The following is a 19,620-nucleotide window of genomic DNA, read 5'->3' on the forward strand; positions in this document are numbered from 1 at the left end:
GCGGCAGCGGGGCAGGGCGGCAGGTCTGCGCCGCTAACGCCCGCGCTCGCTGCCACGGTCGCCACCCCCGGCGGGCCGCCCACCCTGGCGCAGGAAGAGCCGCTGCACCGTGTGCGCCAGGCGCTCGCGCTCGTCGCCGTCGGCGGCGTGCAGTTCGGCCAGCGTGCCGTGCAGCATCTTGCTGGTGATGCCGCGTGCCAGCGCTTCCAGCACCTGCTCGGGGTTCTCGCCGCGCGCCAGCGCCTTGCGGGCGCGGGCGAGTTCGAGCGCACCCCAGTCGTCGGCCTGGCGGTTCAGCGCCTGGATCAGGGGCACTGCGGCGCGCTGGTCGAGCCAGTGCTCGAAGCTCTGCACGCCGGCGTCGATGATGGCCTCGGCCTGCTGCACGGCGGCCTGGCGCTTCTCACCCGCCGTCTGCACCAGCGTGGAGAGATCGTCCACCGTGTAGAGGTAGACGTCGGACAGGTCGCCCACCTCGGGCTCGATGTCGCGCGGCACGGCCAGGTCGACCATGAACATCGGCCGGTGCTTGCGCGCCTTCAGCGCCCGCTCCACCGCACCCAGGCCGATGATGGGCAGCGTGCTGGCGGTGCAGGAGATGACGGCGTCGAACTCGTGCAGCCGCGCCGGGATGTCCGACAGGCGCAGCGCCTCGCCGCCGAAGCGGCTGGCCAGGCGTTCACCACGTTCCAGCGTGCGGTTGGCCAGCGCGATGGCCTTTGGGCCCTTGGCCTCGAAGTGTGTGGCCACGAGTTCGATCATCTCGCCCGCGCCGACGAAGAGCACCTTGATCTTGTTCAGGTCTTCGAAGATCTGGCCGGCCAGGCGCACCGCCGCGGCGGCCATGCTGATGCTGTGCGCGCCGATCTCGGTGGAGGTGCGCACCTCTTTGGCGACGGCAAAGCTGCGCTGGAAGAGCTGGTGCAGCGTGGTGCCCAGCGTGCCGGCTTCGTCGGCCAGGCGCACGGCCTGCTTCATTTGGCCCAGGATCTGCGGCTCGCCCAGCACCATGCTGTCGAGGCCTGCGGCCACGCGGAAGGCGTGGCGCGCGGCCAGGCGGTCTTCCATCACGTAGCTGTGGCTCAGCAGCTGCTGGCCGCTGATGCCGCCTTGTTCCGCCAGCCAGTCGATGGCCGGGCGCACGAGTTCGGTGGCCTTCTCGGCCGGGGCCGCCACGTAGAGCTCGGTGCGGTTGCAGGTGCTCACCAGCGCGGCCTCGGGCACCGCGCGCACCAGGCGTTCACGCAGGCCGTGCAGCGCGGGGGCCATCTGCTCGGGCGAAAACGCGAGCTTGCCGCGCACGTCCAGCGGCGCGGTGGTGTGGTTCAGCCCGAGTGCAAAGACGCTCACGTCAGAATTGTAGGTTTCGGGCCCCTGGGGCCGCGGCCGCACGCAGAAGAACACGCACGGACTTGAGGGAACGCAAGATGGGACCGCTGGACGCCTTGATGCACCTGGGCAACCTCTTCCTGCCCGGCCTGGCGCTGGGCGCGTTGGCGGCGGCGCTGGCCAAGCTGCTGTGGCGGAAGGAACTCGCGCCTGTCAGCTTCAAGCGCCTGGCCCTGCCGGCGGCGCTGGCCGCCGCAGCCGTGACGCTGGCCGGGCTGGTGGTCTTCGGCCGCGACGGCAGGATGGCCACGTACGCCGGCATGGTGCTGGCGTGTGCGCTCACGCTGTGGTGGCGGGGCTTCGGGCCGGGTCGGCGCTGATCTCGCTGCTGCCTTCACGCACCAGCACCTCGCCGCGCAGCGAGTGTGGCAGCGCTTCGGTGATGCGCACGTCGAGCATCTGCCCCGCCAGGCGCGCAGCCAGCGGGCCGCCGTCGAAGTTGACGATGCGGTTGCACTCGGTGCGGCCCATCATCTCGGTGTTGCCGCTGCCCGGCTTGCCGGCCTTGCCGCTGTTGCGTGAGGGCCCTTCCACCAGGATGCGCTGCACCGTGCCCACGCGGCTGGCGCTGATGCGTCGCACGTTCTGCTCGATGGTGGCCTGCAGGTGCTGCAGGCGCTTGAGCTTCACGTCTTGCGGCGTGTCGTCGTGCAGCGCGGCGGCGGGCGTGCCCGGGCGCTTGCTGAACACGAAGCTGAAGCTGCTGTCGTAGCCCACGTCTTCGATGAGCTTCATCATCTTGTCGAAGTCTTCCTGGGTCTCGCCCGGGAAGCCGACGATGAAGTCGCTGCTCATGCTGATGTCGGGCCGCACCGCGCGCAGCTTGCGGATGGTGCTCTTGTATTCCATCGCGGTGTAGCCGCGCTTCATCGCCATCAGGATGCGGTCGCTGCCGTGCTGCACCGGCAGGTGCAGGTGGTTCACGAGCTTGGGCACGCGCGCGTAGACGTCGATCAGCCGCTGCGTGAACTCGTTCGGGTGGCTGGTGGTGTAGCGGATGCGCTCGATGCCCGGGATCTCGGCCACCAGCTCGATGAGCAGCGCGAAGTCGCAGATCTCGGCGGTGTCGCCCATCGGGCCGCGGTAGGCGTTGACGTTCTGCCCCAGCAGCGTCACTTCCTTCACGCCCTGGCTGGCCAGGCCGGCCACCTCGGCCAGCACGTCGTCCAGCGGGCGGTGCACCTCTTCGCCGCGCGTGTAGGGCACCACGCAGTAGCTGCAGTACTTGCTGCAGCCTTCCATGATGGACACGAAGGCCGAAGCGCCCTCCACGCGCGCCGGCGGCAGGTGGTCGAACTTCTCGATCTCGGGGAAGCTGATGTCCACCTGCGCGCGGCGCTCGGTGGCGCGCGCCTCGATCATCTGCGGCAGGCGGTGCAGGGTCTGCGGGCCGAAGACCAGGTCGACGAATGGCGCGCGCTCGATGATGGCCGCACCTTCCTGGCTGGCCACGCAGCCGCCCACGCCAATGAGCACGCCCTTCTTCTTCAGGTGCTTGACGCGGCCGAGGTCGCTGAAGACCTTCTCCTGCGCCTTCTCGCGCACGCTGCAGGTGTTGAAGAGGATGAGGTCGGCGGCCTCGGGGTCGTCGGTCTTCTCGTAGCCCTGGGCGGCGCCCAGCACGTCGGCCATCTTGTCCGAGTCGTACTCGTTCATCTGGCAGCCGAAGGTGCGGATGTAGACCTTCTTGGTCTGCGGCGGGGTCAGGTCGCTCACGGGCGGCTCCAGGTCTGCGTGTCGGGGTTAAAGGCCCAGCCAGCCGCCTGCTGCAGCGTCACGGGCCAGGGGTGGTTGCTGCGCTCGGCGGCGTTCAGCACCCAGATGTCGAGCAGGTTGCCCTGCGTGTCGAAGGTGTAGTGCACCACCGCGCTGCGGCCGACCAGGGCGCCTGAGAGCACCAGCAGGTTGTCGGCGCCGCGGATGCGCGCGCCCGGGGCCAGACGGGCGGGCTGGCGGTTCAGCAGCACCTCGGGCGGGTTGGTGACGATCAGTTCGCCACGCAGCGTTTGCGCCGTGAACTTGCGGGGGCTTTGGGCTTGGGCCTGAGAAGGACAGGCGAGGGCGGCCACGCACAAGGCGGCCACCACGGCAGCACAGCGGTTCATGGTGTGGATCCAGGGGCTGTGGGACGGCGGCGCCGTCACCGGGAGGGCTGCGATTCTATGGGGGCAGGGCCTTCCAGGCGCTCAAGTGCTCTAAACGTCAAAAATGCTCATCTCTCAAGTTATAAAAACGATATAAATGCTTCAACCGCTGGCGCAGCCGGTGGCCTTGGCACCCGGTGTGCCGCAGGAAGCCCCATGACCTCGCCCGACTCCGCGTTGCCCCCTCCGCCCGACACCGCGCCCGGCGCGTTGCATGCGATGCAGGCTCAGCAGCAGGAGCCGCTGTGGAACGCGCAGATGCTGGAGCGCACGGAGAAGCTGTGCCGCTCGGGCAGTTTCGAGATCGAACTGCCCTCGGGCCGGCTGATGATGTCGGCCGGCCTGCGCGAACTGGTGGGTCTGCAGGGCGAGCAAACGCCCGAGGGCGGGCTCAATGCACTGTCGTGGGTGTCGCCCGACGAACGTGCCTACGTCGCGGTGATCTGGCGCAGCGCCACGCCCGACGAACCCTTCGAGTTCGAGCACCGTCTCGTGTGCACCGACGGCCGCCGCCTGGTGGTGCTGCACCGCGGCGTGGTGCACGAGGTGCCGGGCAAGAGCGGCCGGCTTCGCGGCGTGGGGATGCTGCAGGACATCACCGCGCAGCGCGAGGCCGAGCAGCGCTTGCAGCAGGCCATGAACCACAACGAGGTCACGGGCCTGCCGAACCGCGCCGCGCTGCTCGACCACCTGGATGCCGCCGCCCATGCCGCGCGTTGGAGCGCCGGCTGCTTCAGCGTGCTGGCGCTGGAGGTGCCGCGCATCGCCGAGGTGAAGGCCAGCATGGGCTTCGGTGCCGGCGACACCCTGAGTATGGCGCTGGCCTCGCGCCTGGCCGCGGCCTGCGGCCCCGGTGAGTGGGTGGCGCACCTGGGCGAGGGCGAGTTCGCCTTGATGCTGGAACACGCCGCGCGCCCCGACCCTGCCAGCCTCCGCGCGCGCGCCGAGGCGCTGTGCCTGCAGATGGACGCACCGGTGCGACTGGGGGCCACCGACGTGTTCCCCAGCAGCCGCGTAGGCATCGCGCGCTTTCCGGACGACGCCGACGAGCCGGCCGTGCTGCTGGAACGCGCGCAGACCGCACGCATGGGCACCAATGCCGCGGCCCCCCTGGGATTCTTCGAGCCCGAATCCAGCGCCCAGGTGGTGCGTGCGCTGCAGCTCGAAGCCGGCCTGCGCCGCGCGGTGGAAGACCCCGAGGCCGGTGGCCAATTGCAACTGCTCTACCAACCGCAGGTCGACCTGAGCGACGGCCGCATCCGCGGCGTGGAAGCGCTGCTGCGCTGGCACGACCCGGTGCTGGGCGACGTGCCGCCGGCCGAGTTCCTGCCCGTGGCCGAACGTGCCGGGCTGAGCGGCGCCATTGGCGAGTTCGTGATGCGGCGCGCCTGCGCGCAGGCCGCAGCCTGGCAGCGCGCGGGGCTGCCTCGCGTGCGCGTGTGCGTGAACCTCTCGTCGGCCCAGTTGCAGCGGCCCGACCTGGCGGCGCACGTGCAGGGCATCCTGCGCGCCACGGGCGCCGACCCGTCCGGGCTCGGGCTCGAGCTGACCGAGGGACTGGCCATCGCCGACATGTCCCATGCCTCGGCCGTCCTGCGCGCGCTGCGCGCGCAAGGCATCGAGATCGCGCTGGACGACTTCGGCACCGGCTACTCCAGCCTGGGCGCACTGCGCAGCCTGCCGCTGGACCTGGTGAAGGTGGACCGCAGCTTCGTGCAGGACGTGACCAGCGCTGCGCACGACGTCTCGGTCACGCGCGCCATCATCACCATGGCCCACGGCCTGCAGCTGCGCGTGCTGGCCGAGGGGGTGGAAACCGAGAGCCAGCTCAGCCTGTTGGGGGCCAACACCTGCGACCTGATCCAGGGCCGCTGGTTCAGCCCGCCGGTGAGCGCCGACGAGGTGGCGCGCATGCTGCGCGAAGGCCGCCGCCTGCCCGAGCGCTTCGTCACCCGCGTGCGCCGCGGGCACACCGTGCTGCTGGTCGACGACGAGGAGAACATCCTCTCGGCCCTCAAGCGACTGCTGCGCCGCGACGGCTACCACATCCTCACCGCCAGCAGCGCCGCCGAAGGCCTGCAGCGCCTGGCCGAGACCGAGGTCGACGTCATCGTCTCCGACCAGCGCATGCCGGGCATGAGCGGCGTGGAGTTCCTGCGCCGTGCGAAGGAGCTGTACCCGCACACGGTGCGCATGGTGCTTTCGGGCTACACCGAGCTGCAGTCGATCATCGATGCGGTGAACGAGGGCGCGATCTACCGCTTCCTCACCAAGCCCTGGGACGACCAGCACCTGCGCGCTCACGTGGCCGAGGCCGTGCGCCACAAGGACATGGTCGACGAGAACCGCCGCCTGGCGCGCCAGGTGGAAACCGCCAACGCCGACCTGGCCGCGGTGAACGCGCGGCTGGCGCAATCGGCCGCGCAGCAGCGCGAGCATGCCGATCTGATGGCCCTCATCGCCGGCAGCCTGCGCGACGTGCTGGACGAACTGCCTGCGGCCGTGATCGGCATCGACCCCGAAGGCTTGGTGGCCTTCGTCAACCGCAAGGCCGAACACAGCTGGCCCGAGGCCGCCAGCCTGCTGGGGCAGAGCGCTGCGACGCTGCCGTGCATGGGCTTCACCGAGATGGGCGAGGGCGTGTGCCACGCCAGCGCGGGGGGCCATGAGCACGTCGTGCGCGTGCGCCCGCTGCGCCATGGCGGGCTGGAAGGTGGCCGCCTCGTGATGTTGACGCCCTTGGGCGAGGAGACCCTGTGAACACGCTCATGCTGGCCGCGCCGCCTGAGGCCCTGGAGGCCGATGCCGCCGCGCACCTGCCGTCGCCCATTGACGCCTTGCTGCAGCGCGCCCGCCCGCACTTGCTCTCGCGGCCGGTCGACACCGAGCCCGCGCCGGCGGAACCCGTTCCGCCAGCGGCTGAGGCGGCCACCGCCTCATCGCTGACGGTATCGACCGCCGCGCTGCAGGCGCGCGTCGCCCAGTTGCCGCCCCTGCCCGAGGCCGTGCTGGCCATGGTGGCCACCTTGGACAGCGGCAGCGCCCGCCTGGATGACGTGGCCGAACTGCTGCAGCGCGACCAGGCCCTCACCGCACGCGTGCTGCGCCTGGCCAACTCGGCCTTCTACGGCGTTCCGGGCCGTGTGGCCTCGGTGCATGACGCCGTCAACCTGATCGGCTTGCGTTCGCTGCGCTCGCTGGTGGCCACCGCTGCACTCACGCAGCAGTTCGCTTGCCCGCGCAGCAGTGGTTTCGATCTGGGCGTGTTCTGGCGCCACACGGTGGCCGCGGCCTTTGCCGCCCGCACGCTGGCGGCGGCGCGTGGTCTCGACGAAGAGATGGCCTACACCGCCGGGCTGCTGCACGACGTGGGCCGGCTGGCGCTGGCGGCGCACTTTCCGCAGGCACACGCCGCGCTGCTGCAGGCCACCCGCGCTGCCGGCCGCGGCGGCCGGCGGCTCGAGCGGCAGCTGATCGGCACCGACCACGCCGAGATCGGCGCCATCGTCGCCGAGCACTGGCACCTGCCCAACCCCGTGGTGGTGGTCATCGCCCGCCACCACCACCCCCCCGAGACGGCAGAGGCCTGCACGCTGGTGGACGTGATCCACGTGGCCGATGCACTGGCCCATGCGCTGGGCTTCCGCCACGACGAGACGCCGCAGCCGCCCCGCGTAACGCCAGGCGCCTGGCAGCGCGTGGGGCTGGAGCGGCTGCCTTTCGAAGAGATCTTCACGCAGGTGGAGGCCGCCGTGGCCGACACCTGCACCGCCCTCGGACTGTGAGACCCCGCCATGCACACGCAGCAACAAGAACGCCCTTCCACCCTGGCCGCAGTCGTGGCGGGGCACAGCCCGGCGCAGGCCGATGGCGATGCTTCGGACCTGAGCCGGCAGCTGTCGCAGGCGCAGCAGCAGCTGATGCAGTCCGAACGCCTGGCCAGCATCGGCCAGCTGGCTGCGGGCGTGGCCCACGAGATCAACAACCCGGTGGGCTATATCTTCTCGAACATCGGCACGCTGGAGCGCTACCTGGCCGATCTCTTCCGCATGCTGGCCGCCTACGAGGCGGCGGAGCCTCAGATCGCCGGCACGCCGGCCGGGCGTGAGGTGGCCGAGCTGCGCGAGTCCATCGAACTCGGCTACCTGAAGGACGACATCCCCAACCTGATGGCGGAGACGCTGGAAGGCGTGCGCCGCGTGCGCAAGATCGTGCAGGACCTGAAGGACTTTTCGCGCGTCGACGCGCGCAAGGATTGGGAATGGGCCGATTTGCACCGCGGCCTGGAGAGCACGCTGAACATCGTCAACAACGAGCTCAAGTACAAGGCCGACGTGGTGCGTGAGTACGGCCAGCTGCCCGAGGTGCAGTGCCTGGCGCCCGAGATCAACCAGGTCTTCATGAACCTGCTGGTGAACGCGGCGCACGCCATCGAGCAGGCGCGCGGCACCATCACCATCCGCACCGGCGTGACCGACGACGCGCAGGTGTGGGTGGAGATCAGCGACGATGGCTGCGGCATCCCGCCCGAGCGGCTGCCGCGCATCTTCGACCCCTTCTTCACCACCAAGCCGGTGGGGCAAGGCACGGGGCTGGGGCTCTCGCTGAGCTACGGCATCGTGCAGAAGCACCACGGCAACATCGAGGTGCGCAGCCTGCCGGGCCAGGGCAGCACCTTCCGCGTGAGCCTGCCGGTGCGGCAGGAAGGCGCGGCGCTGTCATGAACGCCCCCGGGCTCGCCGTGGGCGCGCAAGGTGCCCTTGCAGGTGCCGCGCCCGCTGCCGTGCCCACCGTGCTGTGCGTGGACGACGAGCCCAACATCCTGTCCGCGCTGCAGCGGGTGCTGCGGGGTCTGCCCGTGGCGGTGCTCAGCGCCAGCGGCGGTGAGGAAGCGCTGGCGCTGATGCAGGTGCAGCCCGCCGAGCTGGTGATCAGCGACATGCGCATGCCGGGCATGAACGGCGTGCAACTGCTCGAGCAGCTGCACCAGCGTTGGCCGCAGACCGTGCGCATCCTGCTCACCGGCCACGCCGAGCTGCAGTCGGCCGTCTCGGCCGTCAACCGGGGCGCCATCTTCCGCTACCTGCAGAAGCCGTGGAACGAACAGGAACTGCGGGCCGCCGTGCGCGAAGGCCTGGAGCGCCTGGCCCTGCTGCGCGAGACCGAGCGCCTGCAGGCGCTGACGCAGCGCCAGAACGCCGAGCTGCAGGCCTTGAACAGCGAGCTCGAAGCCCGCGTGCAGGCGCGCACGGCCGAACTGGCCACCGCGCACGACAAGCTCAAGCGCGGCTACCTCAACAGCATCCGTGTCTTCGCCAACCTGCTGGAGCTGCGCGGTGGGCCGCTCGTCGGCCACGGCCGCCGCGTGGCCGAGATGGCGCGCGATATCGCCACCGCGATGGCCCTGCCCGAAGAAGCGCGCATGCCCATCTTCGTGGCCGGCCTGGTGCACGACCTCGGCCTGATCGGCGCCGGTGACCGGCTGCTGCAGCGGCCGGTGCCCCGCTACAGCCCCGAGGAGGCGGCGCTCTACCGTCAGCACCCGGCCGCGGGCGAGCAGTCGCTGATGGCGCTGGAGGAAATGCTGCCCGTGCTGCCGCTGGTGCGCGGCCACCACGAACGCTGGGACGGTGGCGGCTTCCCCGACCAGCTGGCGGGCGCTGCCATCCCGCTGGGTGCGCGCATCCTCGCCGTGGCCGACGCCTTCGACGAGCTCTGCAACGGTCACCTCGTGTCGCCCGCGGCCACGCGCGAGGAAGCGCGCACGCTGATGCGCCGCGGCCGCGGCACGCAGTTCGACCCCGAGGTGCTCGACGTCTTCCTGCACATCACTGAACCCGAACGCAAGCCTGCCCCGCCCACGGCCCTGGTGCTCAAGAGCGAAGCCGCCGAGGGCGGCATGGTGCTGGCGCGCGACCTCATCTCCGCGAAAGGACTGCTCATGCTCACCGCCGGCCACGTGCTGACACCTTCACTGATCAACCGCATCCGCGAATTCGAGGCGCGCGAGGGTTCAAGCCTCGACATCCACGTGCAGGCACCGGCCCGCGCCAAGGTGGCCGCATGAAGCGCGTGCTGCTGGTGGATGACGAGCCCGCGGTGCTGATGGCGCTGCAGCGTGTGCTGCGCGGCGCCCTCGGGCCCGACGTGGCCGTGGACGCGCTGAGCGACCCGCTGCTGGCGCTGGCGCAGGCGCGCCGCTGTCGCTACGACGTGGTGGTGTCTGACCTGCGCATGCCCGATCTCGACGGCGTGGGCTTGCTCACGCTGATGGCGGCCGTGCAGCCGCAGGCGGTGCGTGTGCTGCTCACGGGCTCGAGCGATTTCGCCACGGCACAGGCCGCGATCAACGAGGCCGGCGTCTTCCGCTACCTGTGCAAGCCCTGGAACGCGCACGAACTTCGCGCGCACCTGCAGGCGGCACTGGAAGAGGCCGTCAAGCAGGCGCGCCAGGCGGCGGCCAGCAAAAAGCCCGTGCCAGCTTGAGAGCGTGCACGGGCTTGGGGTGTCTGGTGGCGCTTCAGGGAGCCACCACCAAGATCTTAAAATACTCGGCTTCTTTCGAAGCAAATCAAAGACTTACGACGACCTCGACACTCGGCCAGGGTTGTCAAAAGCGTCACCCCAAAGTGTAACCCCAGTCTGCGGGTGGCTGCAGGCCTCCGGCGCCGTTAACGCGAGGCGAATTTCGCAGCTCAGGTACTGGCGACAAGCCTGATTGGCTGTGCGGGCAGGCAGCGGCGACGTCACAGCACCGATCGGAACCCAGTCAAGTTCCGCGCCGTTCGCAACAGGCCTTGCTTCGACAGGATCGCGAGGTAGCAGTCCACGTCGATGGGCGGGTTCTTCAGCGTGCTGCGCTACTTCTGGGCGGCGGCCACCACGGCGGCCTGGTCTAGGTCGAACAGGTTGTCGAATCAAAGACGGCCGTGAACGGCGAGCTCCTCATTCGTAGCCCAACTGCAGGGCCTGAGCCTGGGCGGTGAGCTCCTCCATCGCGACTGCGCTGGCTCGCTCTTGCGCTGCCTTGTAGGCCATCAGGTCGGAGAAGCGCACGCGCCGATGCTTGCCGGTCTTGTGGAACGGCAGATCGCCCGCCTCCAGCAGCTTGACCAAGTGCGGCCTCGAAACATTGATGAGATCGGCGGCTTCCTGGGTGGTCAGCTCGGCATGGATGGGCACCACCTTCACCGCGTTGCCGTCGGCCAGCTCGGACAGGATGTCGACGAGCAGGCGTAGGGCCGATGTCGGCAACTCCACAGCATGGGCTTGGTTCTTCTCGTCGAAGATTTGGATCTGCTGGGTGTCGAGCTGCATGGACAGGTAGGCAGCCAAGGCCCGCTGGCCCTGGCTGGCTGCTGCGACCTCCCGAGCGAGCGGGAGCGAAGCTTCGAAGGTGTGGGATTGCGTCATGGAGATCTCTGTACACCCCCATTATATTCGAAACAAACGAAAATCGCAACAGTCGAAACGTCTGGGTCTGGCATCCTGGCAGTGCTCGGCAGATGGTCCGGCTTGCATCAGCTCGCCACCAAACCCCTCGCCCATCAGCAGCGGTGGAGTCGAGTCAACCGCTGTAGCAGCATCCCGTCGTGACTGATCGTGGATCGAGGGGTGAAGTCGTGTTGAAAAAACGCCTCACACGAAAGTTTTTGGTGGTAAATTCTCGTCCAACGCAATTGGACGGAGCGAAAAGGACGCCATGAGTTCGTTTGAAACCAAAGGTCAAATAGCCCTTGAGGATCTCATAGCGCAGCATGTCGCTCGCGACGCGTTCATGGCGCTTGAGGACGCCTACTTCGATGGAGACAAGAAGGGGCGCCTTCAGGCCAGCGGATTTGCGCGAGGCCACAAGCGGTCTGCCGCCGGCTCCATCAAGCACTTCTACAACAACGAGACCTTCCACGAGGCACTGCAGACCCACGGTGCCAATCCGTCTCCCCTTCGAGGGACCAGTCTGGTTGTCGGGCGTCTTGGCATCTTCAACATCGTCCGACTGAACGTGCCGGGTCACAAGTGGACGAATCTGCGTCGCAGTTCGACTAGGGCGGCGTTGGCTGAACTCAACGAGCACATTCAACGCAAGTACGTCCAGGGGGACTTCTTCGCGGAGGCGGGAGCTGTTGCTGAGGCTACGCTGTTTGTCTTGGGCGTAATGGATGGCGAAGACGCGAATGGCTTGGCTCAGCTTACGCAGTGCATGGTGGCGCTTCCAGCCGTCGATATGCGCTCCTGGCTATACCTGAAGACCATGACGGAGTTCTTGAAGGTGTACGACCGTGCATCCAACAACTCGCAGGCAGACAACGCGGTTCCCAAACTCAAGGGTTCGCAGCGAAAGAAAAACACTGGCACTGAAGATGACAATGGGAATTCGTGACCTCCAGCCTGCAAGGTTGGAGCAGGCCCTAGCGGCAAGGAGTTTGACGAAGGGGCAGCTTGCCAGCCTCGTGGGAGTGAGTGCGTCTACCGTCACCAAATGGTGCAAGGGTGATCAGTCGCCCGAAGCGGAGACCTTCGAGCGCATCGCGAGCGTGCTTAACTTGCAGGCCGAGTGGTTGACGCGCCCTGTTCTCAAGGCGATCGCGACGCCGCTGTACAGGAAGAATTCTTCTGCGCTAAAGGCAGGGTTGGCGAAGTTGGGGGCACGTACCGAGTGGGGCCAGGAGGTCGCTACACGTCTGGCCGAGCACGTGGACTATCCCGACTTGAATCTGCCTGAGCGCAGCTTCACCGAGCCCGATCAAATCCGGAAGTCGGACATAGAGGAGGCGGCCGAGGAGTGCCGCGACCTGTGGCAGCTCGGACGTGCTCCGGTGCAGGACTTGATGCTCGCGGCCGAGGGGGCTGGGATCATCGTGTTCCGCGAGGAGACCGATGTTGCTGTCGTGGAGGGCTTGTCCAGCTGGAGTCGTGAACTGGAAGGGCGCCCCCTGGTGCACCTGTCCGCTGATAAGGCCAATGGTTTTCGCAGCCGATTCGATCTTGCGCACGAGATCGGGCACTTGATCCTGCACAAACACGTGGAGCAACGGGTTGACGACAAGGTCCGCTACAACCTCATGGAGCGACAGGCGCACCAGTTCGCTGGTGCGTTGTTGCTCCCAGCACAGACGTTTGCGAATGACGTTCGCGTGCCGATCAATCTCGATAATTTGCTGAGCCTGAAGCAACGCTGGGGCGCCTCCGTTGGCGCGATGCTGATGCGGTTGCACTTCTTGGGGCTTCTCAATGATGACGAGAAGCTCGTGCTGTTCAAGCGGCGCTCCGCTCGGTGGGGCGCCAAAGCGGAGCCAGGCGATGACGGCTGGGTCCCGGAGAGGCCGCGACTGTTGAAAAGGACCGTGGACCTGCTGGTGCGCGAGAGCGTCCTGCCCGTTGATCGTGTTGCCCCGTTCCTCGGGTTCTCGACCAATGATGTGGTTCAGCTCTGCGGGCTGGAGGCCACCTACTTCTCGGCACCTGGGCGTGTTGTTGAGTTGGCGACACTGAGGTCGGCGCGTACGCCCTCTGAGACAGGCGACGAATCCGCCCCATCAATGCGAGCTGCAGCAGTATTGGCATTTGAGGCGGGTCGGCGAAGATAAGCCGGCCTCTGCTGGCGCATCACAAGACTGACTTAGTCCAAGCCAGCCGCTTCACTGGCTGGCCGCATTGCGGCTTGAAGTACCTCTTCAAACCGCCGCACCAGCTCGGTAGCAGAGCACCCCAGCGCCGCCGCAATGCGCACAACGGCCACGATGTTCGGCGCCCCCTGGCCGCGCTCCAGCTTGCCCATGTAGGAGCGGTCGACGCCGGCCAGCAGGGCGAGGTTCTCCTGCGAGATCTTGGCTTCCCGCCGCATGTTGACCACGGCTTCGCCGAACGCACGGGCTACCGCAGGGTCTGCTGATGTGGCGCCGGCCGGGCGGCCAGCTTTGAGAGGTTTGGCGGCTTCATTCATGCACCTCAGGTTTTCATTGTGTATACATAAAAACCACGGTTAAAAAATCCCTTTCGGATAGAGTTGCTTGCATCCGGTGGCCGATCTGGTGGTTGCCAACAACGGTCAAGGAGCACCATGCAACTCGCGCGTTCCCGTCGAGGCCAAGCTGTCGCCGCTTTCGTGTGCGCACTGCTGGTGGGGCCGGCTGCTCAAGGGGCGGCGGCCGCCGCGGCTGATTCGATGCAAGCCGCTGCGGAAGCTGCCCGGCGAGATGTGGATCCGTCGGTCAAAGGTGCGGTCGGTGATGTGCCCCGCACGTCGTCGGCAGGGCTGCTGTCTGATGCGGCGACTGCCGCACGGCGGGACAGCGATCCAAACCTCAATGGCCGCCTGGTGGACGGCCTGCCGCCTCAGGCTTCCGTCGCTGGCGGTTCGGACCTCACCGGCGCCTGGGAGGCCTACGAACGCTGCCACTGGCAGGCTGCCTTCGGCGCATTCGCTGCAGCCGCTGACGCCGGCGTTACTGAGGCGGCCCGAATGGCGCTTGCGATGGCCAAACACGGCAGCCTGCTGTACCGGGAGGTGTTCGTCGTCTCAGCAGCGCAGCTGGGCTCGTGGCAGCGCCTGGTGCAGTTCGCGTCGGCCTCGGCGGCCAATGCGTCCTCGGCACAGGGAGTGACGCAGTGATCAATGCGCTGCAGTTCACTGACCTGGCCGTCGGCGGGTTCGAGGCCGCCGTGGAAGGCTTTGTCCATCGCCGCCAGGAGCAAGCCGCGTCTGACGCCCTCGAAGACGCACACGAAGCGCGGGCGTCGGCGAAGGCCTGGCATGACTACGCCAAAAGCCTCGAGCGTCGCAATGCGCAGCTGGCCGGCTGCCTGGCCCAGATCCAGCAGGACTACCGCACGGCCCAGTCGCGGCAGCAGAGCATCCAGGACACGTTCGAGCGGTACACCGTGGTGCTGACGCAGCGCATCCGGGAGCTGGACGAGAAGCTGCAGCAGGTCAGCGCCACGCGGTTTGCCCTGAACTGTGCGCGTGCCAGCGAGCGTCAACGCCGTCGTTCGGAGGATGTGACCGAGGAGCGCATCGCCGCCGATGAACAGGCCTACAAGGCCAACATCGTGTGGTTCATGGTCCATCAGAACGTGCGGCTCGGTGTGCCGGACGTGCCGATGCCGAGGACGAAGTGATCGGGACGCCCGCACGCCTCACCGCGGTTCTGGATACAGTAAGCACAACTTTCAGCTGAACGCCAAGCCGTTCTGTGGCGACCCACGGTCGCGATCTTGTTGCACGCGGTGCGCGCCATGAGGGCTGCGCACGCCCGTGCCGTCAACAGGATCGCCGCATGACGCACCACAACACCTCCCCTGAACCGCAAGACGGAACTGAGAGCCCAGCTGACCGATTGCGGCGCAGATGTACCGCAGATTCGAAAGTCGTCCGCAACGAAAGCATTGAGGACCTGCTCTGCGCGCCAACCGGGGGCGAGGCTGCAGCCGATAAGGGCGCATCCGAATCTCCGCGGCACATGCTGTGCAGCTGGGAAGCCGTGGACGAGCTGGCCGCTGCGGTGTCGATGGACATCGGTAACGAAGACCTTCGGAAACGAAACGCAGCCGTCCTTGCCACGCTGCGGCGAACAGACGGGCGGTTTCGCCGGCTGTGGCGCCTGCCAGACGCCTGGCGAACCGACATCGACGCGCTGGAGCGTGCGTTTTCCAACTTCGGTGAGGTGCTGGGGCATGTGCGTGCCATGGGAGCGCTCGCGGAACTGCACGATGGCGTGATCAAGCTCGACCCGATGCTTCTCGATGGGGTGCCAGGCACCGGGAAATCGACCTTCGCCGAGCAGCTCGCCAAGATCGTGGCCGGCGGATTCCAGCGCATCCAGATGAGCTCTGCAGAAACCGGCGCCCAGCTCGGCGGGTCGTCCGCCACCTGGGCGAACAGCCAGACCGGGCAGGTCTTCGAGCTGCTGGTGAACGGCCGGTTTGCCAACCCGGTGATTCTGCTCGACGAACTGGACAAGGCGATGCTGCATCCAGGCGAGCGCTTCTCGCCCGTCGGGCCGCTGTACCCGCTGCTCGAGCCCGCCATGGCGCGAACCTTCCGCGACATCTCGGTGCCGATGCTGCAGATGGATGCGTCGTCGATCGTGTGGCTGGCCACGTCCAATGAGCGCCGCCTGTTGCCAGAGGCCATCCTGAGCCGTTTGCACCCCTTCGACATCCAGCTGCCAGGCCCCGGGGGCGCTGTCGAGGTGGTGCATTCGGTGCTGCGACAGCTCGCACAGGCCGAGGCCGTATTCGCGCGCTTCCATCTGGATTCGGACGCCGCAGCCAAGCTGGCCCAGCACGGGCCCCGTGCCGTGCGTGGCCTGCTGCGACGGGCGTGCGGGAACGCGGCCCAGGCGTCGCGCTGGACCGTCCACGCGGACGATGTGCCCGACGGCCGTGTGGAGCGCGCGCCCATGGGGTTCCGAGCATGAGCTCGGCGCCGCTTCGCCGGGCCTGGGATGGCCGGACCCTGGAGCAGGAACTGTTGGACCTGGAGGACTGGCGGCCGCTCAACGACGAAGAGTGCCAAGCCTGGCGGGCCGGCGAACTGGGCCCGGCCCCCGATGGCCAGCTGTTCGGCCTTAGCCCCTGCGGCATCGCTGTCGTCTACAGGGAGCGCAGCCTGGAGGAAGCCGTCGTGGCGCTGCACAGCGTGGGCGCTCATGGCCTCCTGGTCGCCTTGCTGGACTCCGCGGAAGGGAACCAGCTCCACGGAGCAGCCCGGCTGGATGTCTGCATCGCGCTCGGTGACCAGGCACGCGCGCTGCGGGCCTTGGAGGACGAGGCGCCTTGGGCGCGCGAGTACGTGCTTGACGACCGGCTGCGCCCGTGGACACGCCCCGCTGTCTGGCAGTGGGCGCAGGACGTCGCCCGGATCGTGGCTGCGCGCGAGGCAGCCATGGCGGCGATGCACGGCGCGGAAGGCCTTGGGACCGAATGCTGAACGACGTGTCGTGATCGTTGCTTGCAACGGTGGCGAAGCTTCGGAGGCGATGAACGTCTCCTTCGACCGGGCGCGTTGGGTCACTACCGGAATGACTCCAAAATGCGCAAGCAAGAATGAACAACAAGTGTGCGCACCATGACCAGTCCGACCAAGAAGACCGCTCGCCCGCGGCGCGTCACCGCCCCGCGCTCAAAGGCCGCCAAAGCCAGGGTGAACTTCCGGTTGTCGGAGGCGGATCTGCTGGCCCTGGACGCTGCCGCCGAGCAGAACCACCGCAGCCGGTCCGAGCTGATCGTCCTCGGCTTGCAACGCTGCCTGGCTGACGGCGTCTGGCGGCCAACCACGTCGCCATCGGCCTTGCAGCAGCCGGACACCGTGTCGCCGTCTCCTGAGCTGGTCGCCCTGTCGCAGGTGTTGATGGCAGCGGTGATGGGGCTCGATGTCCTCTACGCGGGCAAGAAGCGCACATCGACGGCGATGCAGGAAGCCGCAGCCACCGTTGCCGACGCGCGCAAGAGGCTCTCGAACTTGCTTCAGGATATTCAGTGCTCCTGAAGATCATCAACCACCGGCGCAAGCAGCCGCGCCGGCGCGCGGACTTGCGGCGGCTGTTTCGCTACCTGTTCTCGCCCCAGCATTCCTTGTCCGGCAAGGATGTGCGGCTTCTCGGGCCGCCACAGCTTTACAAACTTGCGCTGACGGCCATGCCCTGGGGCGATGACGATGAGATTGCCGAAGCGGCAGCTCAGTTGACACTGCAGATGGACCGCTACTGCCGAGCGGCCAAGGCAGGGGTGCAGATCCCGCCGGTCTGGTACGTGCACATCGTCATCTCGTTCGCGCCAGCGGCGGCCCGCATGCTGAAAGAGCCTCAAGACCCGCACCGCCATGTGCCGCAGTGGGCCTCGAGTGCGCAGAACGCCTACCGTCTGGCTCGCGACGCCTTGGACTTCTTCGGCTGGACGCCGAACCGCCCGACCGTGATGGTGGTGCACGGCGACAAGCGCCACATCCATGTGCACGTCGTCGCGGTGATCCCGGTGCTCAACGACGACGACTGGAACGTGCTGAAGAACTCTCGCAAGCACCTGAACGAAGTGGCCAAGCTGTGCGCAGGCGCCTACGGCATTCCACTCGCTGGGCGTGCGGCGCATGCGCATCACCGGAAGTGGGGGCACCTGCTGGATGTGAGGCCAGGGGCTTCGCAGGGCAGCTGATCGGATGACATCGGGTGTTGGGGTGGCATGCTGAAGACATGATCATTCGCCACCGTGCCACCGTGCCACCGTGCCACCGTGCCACCGTGCCACCGTGCCACCGTGCCACCGTGATGACATGGTGATGTGGTGATGTGGTGATGTGGTGACACGGCGCCGCGGTCCCGGTTGACCAGCTGAACGGACAATGGCTGGGGTTTGCAACAGGAGATCAGGAGGGGCGGCGTTGTTGTCTACGGGTTCGAAGTCGCCTCGCGCGGGCATCTGGCAGACGGTCGCCGTTGTGCAGGAGTCCAGCGCCGATCTGCTGGTCGCAGTCGTTCCGGTCTCTGATTCAGATCTGCCCTTCTTCATCGCCGATGGTGAACTCACCGTCGTCGCAGCTCGCCAGGGGCGAGATGGAAAGGCTGCGCTGGTGATGTTGGCTGCGCAACGACCATTGCTTGGCCAGCTGACTGGCCTCTTGCTTGCCCGCCGTGCGCTCCCCGTGGGTACCGATGAGGGCCTGCGAATCCACTGCCACTCGGTGGCCGTTGATGCCGCGCGCAGGACGGTCTCCGTCGTGGCATCGCTGGTGCCGGGCGACAGCGCGGTGCCGAAGGCGGTGCGCGACGCGGCCATCGTCTGCGTGACCCGAGAGCGGGCCGCGGAGGCGCAGGCTGCCGCGCGGTGGGCAGTCGATGAGATCGATGGTTCGGCGAGTCCGGGCCCGGGTGCCGCGGGCGCGGCGCATGAGCGGCCGGCGCTCGACATCACACCGTTGCTGGAACTGATGCCGCCCGGCTTTGCCGTCCGGCTGAACAAGTCCTCGGTGGCCTCGGCTGATCGGGCAATCGCCAAGGCCATCCTGTCGGCGCCGGATCCTGCGCATCCGCCACCGCGTGACGGCCAGTACCAGGCGTTGATCGTGGACGCGGGCGCAGGCCGGCGTCTGGCCGTGGTCACCTGGCAGCCCCATCGCGGCGATCCGTCTTATGGCGAAGTCCGTACGGCGGCCGAGCGTCGGTTGCCACGGGCCTTCGCCTCGCCACGCCAGACCGGCGCGCATCCACCGTTGCAGCCTGTGGGCCGTCACGACGGCATCGTGCGCGACGCCAGGCCCTTCGATCCCGCCGACCCCGCCTGGCTCGGCGCCTTCGACAGCGAAGCGGTGTTCGACTTCCCAGACCCGCAGGCTGCGGCTGATCGGATCCGGGCGCTGCAGGGCCAGGTCGGGTTCGAGGCCATCGCCTGGTACCAACCGCACCACACCCATGCCGAGAGCGCCTGGGGCATCTACTTCGACGCCGCGAACCTGGACGGCTTCATCAGCAGTCTGCTACTGGATCTGCAGCGCGAAGGCTTTGGCCGCGGCAGTGATGCCCTGGCGGCCAAGCTCGGCGTCGGCTTGGTCTATGAGCACGTGCTGTTTCACGCCCAGGTGGAAGCCGCGCTCACCTGGATGGAGCTGCAGGCCGGGCATGCCAAGTTCTTGCCCTACCAAACCCGGGTGTGCACGGCCGTGCGTGGCACGGACGATTGGCTGGAAGAGGCGCTGGCCAACTTCTGGGCCTGGTCGTGGCTGAGCGCGGATTCGATGCTGGCCATGATCACCGGCGCGTTGACGGGCAGCCAGCACGCCGCACTGGAGCGCATCGTCCAGGCGACGCTGGACCGGTCGCCCGCCGGCCACCGGCGCTGGCGTGACGGCCGACAGCGAGAGTCGTGGCGAACCCTGGCGACACAGACCGTCAGCGGCAAGCGGGTCCTGCCGCCGCCTGGCATCGGCCTACCCCTGGAGCCGACCTTGCGCGGCTCGCTGCCCTTCGACTTCCGCCCCACCGACGTGCCGCTGCGCATTGTGGGCGCTGGCCGGGTGGTGACCAGCCTGCTGCGCTCGCCGGCCGCAAACAACGGTCGTCCGGCCAAGGTGTGAGGCGCTGCTTGCTCACACTCG

21 protein-coding genes are annotated in these 19,620 nt (G+C 67.8%); 15 read left to right on the forward strand and 6 right to left on the reverse strand.

Translation table 11 applies throughout. The annotated features are described in order from the left end of the window. Positions 1 to 33 precede the first annotated feature (33 nt). Complete coding sequence (gene hemA, locus EOE66_RS20605; RefSeq protein ID WP_128230633.1) at positions 34 to 1,350, reverse strand: glutamyl-tRNA reductase; 1,317 nt, start codon at positions 1,348 to 1,350, stop codon at positions 34 to 36. Between the two features lie 77 nt (positions 1,351 to 1,427). Here hemA and EOE66_RS20610 point away from each other — a divergent pair, with 77 nt between their 5' ends. Beyond that, positions 1,428 to 1,709 (forward strand): hypothetical protein, encoded by a 282-nt coding sequence (locus tag EOE66_RS20610; protein ID WP_128230634.1) that lies wholly within the window; start codon positions 1,428 to 1,430, stop codon positions 1,707 to 1,709. Here EOE66_RS20610 and miaB read toward each other — a convergent pair. Both miaB and EOE66_RS20620 read right to left on the reverse strand, forming a co-directional pair. After that, a complete protein-coding gene (gene miaB, locus EOE66_RS20615; protein ID WP_128230746.1) occupies positions 1,669 to 3,045 on the reverse strand; it encodes a tRNA (N6-isopentenyl adenosine(37)-C2)-methylthiotransferase MiaB in 1,377 nt (458 codons plus the stop codon). The two genes, EOE66_RS20610 and miaB, sit on opposite strands and share 41 nt — an antisense overlap. Positions 3,046 to 3,101: 56 nt before the next feature. After that, positions 3,102 to 3,494, reverse strand: coding sequence for a hypothetical protein (locus EOE66_RS20620; RefSeq protein ID WP_128230635.1), 393 nt, complete (start codon positions 3,492 to 3,494; stop codon positions 3,102 to 3,104). 195 nt (positions 3,495 to 3,689) lie between these two features. Here EOE66_RS20620 and EOE66_RS20625 point away from each other — a divergent pair, with 195 nt between their 5' ends. From EOE66_RS20625 to EOE66_RS20645, 5 genes are read left to right on the forward strand one after another with little or no spacing between them, the layout of a single operon-like run. Beyond that, positions 3,690 to 6,293: an EAL domain-containing protein gene (locus EOE66_RS20625; protein WP_164885203.1), complete on the forward strand. Its 2,604-nt coding sequence runs from the start codon at positions 3,690 to 3,692 to the stop codon at positions 6,291 to 6,293. Then, the gene (locus EOE66_RS20630; RefSeq protein WP_128230637.1) at positions 6,290 to 7,318 is read left to right on the forward strand and encodes an HDOD domain-containing protein; all 1,029 of its coding nucleotides are present in this window, start codon (positions 6,290 to 6,292) and stop codon (positions 7,316 to 7,318) included. The genes EOE66_RS20625 and EOE66_RS20630 overlap by 4 nt, the downstream gene beginning before the upstream one ends. A 9-nt stretch (positions 7,319 to 7,327) precedes the next feature. Beyond that, the gene (locus EOE66_RS20635) at positions 7,328 to 8,257 is read left to right on the forward strand and encodes an ATP-binding protein (RefSeq protein ID WP_128230638.1); all 930 of its coding nucleotides are present in this window, start codon (positions 7,328 to 7,330) and stop codon (positions 8,255 to 8,257) included. After that, on the forward strand, positions 8,254 to 9,600 hold the full coding sequence (gene nosR / locus EOE66_RS20640) for a response regulator c-di-GMP phosphodiesterase, NosR family (protein WP_128230639.1): 1,347 nt from the start codon (positions 8,254 to 8,256) through the stop codon (positions 9,598 to 9,600). The genes EOE66_RS20635 and nosR overlap by 4 nt, the downstream gene beginning before the upstream one ends. After that, positions 9,597 to 10,019, forward strand: coding sequence for a response regulator (locus EOE66_RS20645; protein WP_128230640.1), 423 nt, complete (start codon positions 9,597 to 9,599; stop codon positions 10,017 to 10,019). The genes nosR and EOE66_RS20645 overlap by 4 nt, the downstream gene beginning before the upstream one ends. Positions 10,020 to 10,279: 260 nt before the next feature. Here EOE66_RS20645 and EOE66_RS22535 read toward each other — a convergent pair whose 3' ends face one another. Both EOE66_RS22535 and EOE66_RS20650 read right to left on the reverse strand, forming a co-directional pair. Next, positions 10,280 to 10,384: a VapC50 family PIN domain-containing toxin gene (locus EOE66_RS22535; protein ID WP_502573844.1), complete on the reverse strand. Its 105-nt coding sequence runs from the start codon at positions 10,382 to 10,384 to the stop codon at positions 10,280 to 10,282. 94 nt (positions 10,385 to 10,478) lie between these two features. Continuing rightward, positions 10,479 to 10,946: a helix-turn-helix domain-containing protein gene (locus tag EOE66_RS20650; protein ID WP_128230641.1), complete on the reverse strand. Its 468-nt coding sequence runs from the start codon at positions 10,944 to 10,946 to the stop codon at positions 10,479 to 10,481. A gap of 289 nt (positions 10,947 to 11,235) precedes the next feature. Between EOE66_RS20650 and EOE66_RS20655 the strand changes: the two genes are divergently transcribed. Together EOE66_RS20655 and EOE66_RS20660 are read left to right on the forward strand one after the other, a co-directional pair. After that, positions 11,236 to 11,913 carry a hypothetical protein gene (locus tag EOE66_RS20655; protein WP_128230642.1) on the forward strand — a complete coding sequence of 226 codons (678 nt, stop codon included), beginning with the start codon at positions 11,236 to 11,238 and terminating at the stop codon, positions 11,911 to 11,913. Next, positions 11,900 to 13,120, forward strand: coding sequence for an XRE family transcriptional regulator (locus tag EOE66_RS20660; protein WP_205702779.1), 1,221 nt, complete (start codon positions 11,900 to 11,902; stop codon positions 13,118 to 13,120). The genes EOE66_RS20655 and EOE66_RS20660 overlap by 14 nt, the downstream gene beginning before the upstream one ends. Positions 13,121 to 13,152: 32 nt before the next feature. Here the strand turns inward: EOE66_RS20660 and EOE66_RS20665 are convergent, their stop codons facing one another. Continuing rightward, entirely contained in the window at positions 13,153 to 13,476 is a 324-nt protein-coding gene (locus EOE66_RS20665) for a helix-turn-helix domain-containing protein (protein ID WP_128230644.1), read from the reverse strand. Between the two features lie 117 nt (positions 13,477 to 13,593). Here EOE66_RS20665 and EOE66_RS20670 point away from each other — a divergent pair, with 117 nt between their 5' ends. From EOE66_RS20670 to EOE66_RS20700, 7 genes are all read left to right on the forward strand, one after another. Then, positions 13,594 to 14,145, forward strand: coding sequence for a hypothetical protein (locus tag EOE66_RS20670; protein ID WP_128230645.1), 552 nt, complete (start codon positions 13,594 to 13,596; stop codon positions 14,143 to 14,145). Further along, a complete protein-coding gene (locus tag EOE66_RS20675) occupies positions 14,142 to 14,651 on the forward strand; it encodes a hypothetical protein (protein ID WP_128230646.1) in 510 nt (169 codons plus the stop codon). The genes EOE66_RS20670 and EOE66_RS20675 overlap by 4 nt, the downstream gene beginning before the upstream one ends. A gap of 158 nt (positions 14,652 to 14,809) precedes the next feature. Continuing rightward, positions 14,810 to 15,952 carry an AAA family ATPase gene (locus EOE66_RS20680; RefSeq protein ID WP_128230647.1) on the forward strand — a complete coding sequence of 381 codons (1,143 nt, stop codon included), beginning with the start codon at positions 14,810 to 14,812 and terminating at the stop codon, positions 15,950 to 15,952. Beyond that, positions 15,949 to 16,464, forward strand: a complete 516-nt coding sequence (locus EOE66_RS20685) for a hypothetical protein (protein WP_128230648.1) — start codon at positions 15,949 to 15,951, stop codon at positions 16,462 to 16,464. The genes EOE66_RS20680 and EOE66_RS20685 overlap by 4 nt, the downstream gene beginning before the upstream one ends. A 138-nt stretch (positions 16,465 to 16,602) precedes the next feature. Beyond that, the gene (locus tag EOE66_RS20690; RefSeq protein ID WP_128230649.1) at positions 16,603 to 17,022 is read left to right on the forward strand and encodes a ribbon-helix-helix protein, CopG family; all 420 of its coding nucleotides are present in this window, start codon (positions 16,603 to 16,605) and stop codon (positions 17,020 to 17,022) included. Next, a complete protein-coding gene (locus tag EOE66_RS20695) occupies positions 17,013 to 17,684 on the forward strand; it encodes a relaxase/mobilization nuclease domain-containing protein (protein WP_128230650.1) in 672 nt (223 codons plus the stop codon). The genes EOE66_RS20690 and EOE66_RS20695 overlap by 10 nt, the downstream gene beginning before the upstream one ends. 226 nt (positions 17,685 to 17,910) lie before the next feature. Further along, positions 17,911 to 19,599 (forward strand): amino acid adenylation domain-containing protein, encoded by a 1,689-nt coding sequence (locus tag EOE66_RS20700; RefSeq protein WP_128230651.1) that lies wholly within the window; start codon positions 17,911 to 17,913, stop codon positions 19,597 to 19,599. Positions 19,600 to 19,620: the final 21 nt, after the last annotated feature.

The sequence above is a fragment of the Rubrivivax rivuli genome (assembly GCF_004016505.1).
In the GTDB taxonomy this organism is placed as follows: Bacteria; Pseudomonadota; Gammaproteobacteria; order Burkholderiales; family Burkholderiaceae_C; genus Rubrivivax; species Rubrivivax rivuli.

Bases quoted from the DNA above. Each gene is read 5' to 3' on its own strand.
- EOE66_RS20610 (WP_128230634.1), top strand. From the start codon at position 1,428: ATGGGACCGCTGGACGCCTTGATGCACCTGGGCAACCTCTTCCTGCCC.
- miaB (WP_128230746.1), bottom strand. From the start codon at position 3,045: ATGAACGAGTACGACTCGGACAAGATGGCCGACGTGCTGGGCGCCGCC.
- EOE66_RS20620 (WP_128230635.1), bottom strand. From the start codon at position 3,494: ATGAACCGCTGTGCTGCCGTGGTGGCCGCCTTGTGCGTGGCCGCCCTC.
- EOE66_RS20625 (WP_164885203.1), top strand. From the start codon at position 3,690: ATGACCTCGCCCGACTCCGCGTTGCCCCCTCCGCCCGACACCGCGCCC.
- EOE66_RS20635 (WP_128230638.1), top strand. From the start codon at position 7,328: ATGCACACGCAGCAACAAGAACGCCCTTCCACCCTGGCCGCAGTCGTG.
- nosR (WP_128230639.1), top strand. From the start codon at position 8,254: ATGAACGCCCCCGGGCTCGCCGTGGGCGCGCAAGGTGCCCTTGCAGGT.
- EOE66_RS20645 (WP_128230640.1), top strand. From the start codon at position 9,597: ATGAAGCGCGTGCTGCTGGTGGATGACGAGCCCGCGGTGCTGATGGCG.
- EOE66_RS20650 (WP_128230641.1), bottom strand. From the start codon at position 10,946: ATGACGCAATCCCACACCTTCGAAGCTTCGCTCCCGCTCGCTCGGGAG.
- EOE66_RS20655 (WP_128230642.1), top strand. From the start codon at position 11,236: ATGAGTTCGTTTGAAACCAAAGGTCAAATAGCCCTTGAGGATCTCATA.
- EOE66_RS20660 (WP_205702779.1), top strand. From the start codon at position 11,900: ATGGGAATTCGTGACCTCCAGCCTGCAAGGTTGGAGCAGGCCCTAGCG.
- EOE66_RS20665 (WP_128230644.1), bottom strand. From the start codon at position 13,476: ATGAATGAAGCCGCCAAACCTCTCAAAGCTGGCCGCCCGGCCGGCGCC.
- EOE66_RS20670 (WP_128230645.1), top strand. From the start codon at position 13,594: ATGCAACTCGCGCGTTCCCGTCGAGGCCAAGCTGTCGCCGCTTTCGTG.
- EOE66_RS20680 (WP_128230647.1), top strand. From the start codon at position 14,810: ATGACGCACCACAACACCTCCCCTGAACCGCAAGACGGAACTGAGAGC.
- EOE66_RS20685 (WP_128230648.1), top strand. From the start codon at position 15,949: ATGAGCTCGGCGCCGCTTCGCCGGGCCTGGGATGGCCGGACCCTGGAG.
- EOE66_RS20690 (WP_128230649.1), top strand. From the start codon at position 16,603: ATGACCAGTCCGACCAAGAAGACCGCTCGCCCGCGGCGCGTCACCGCC.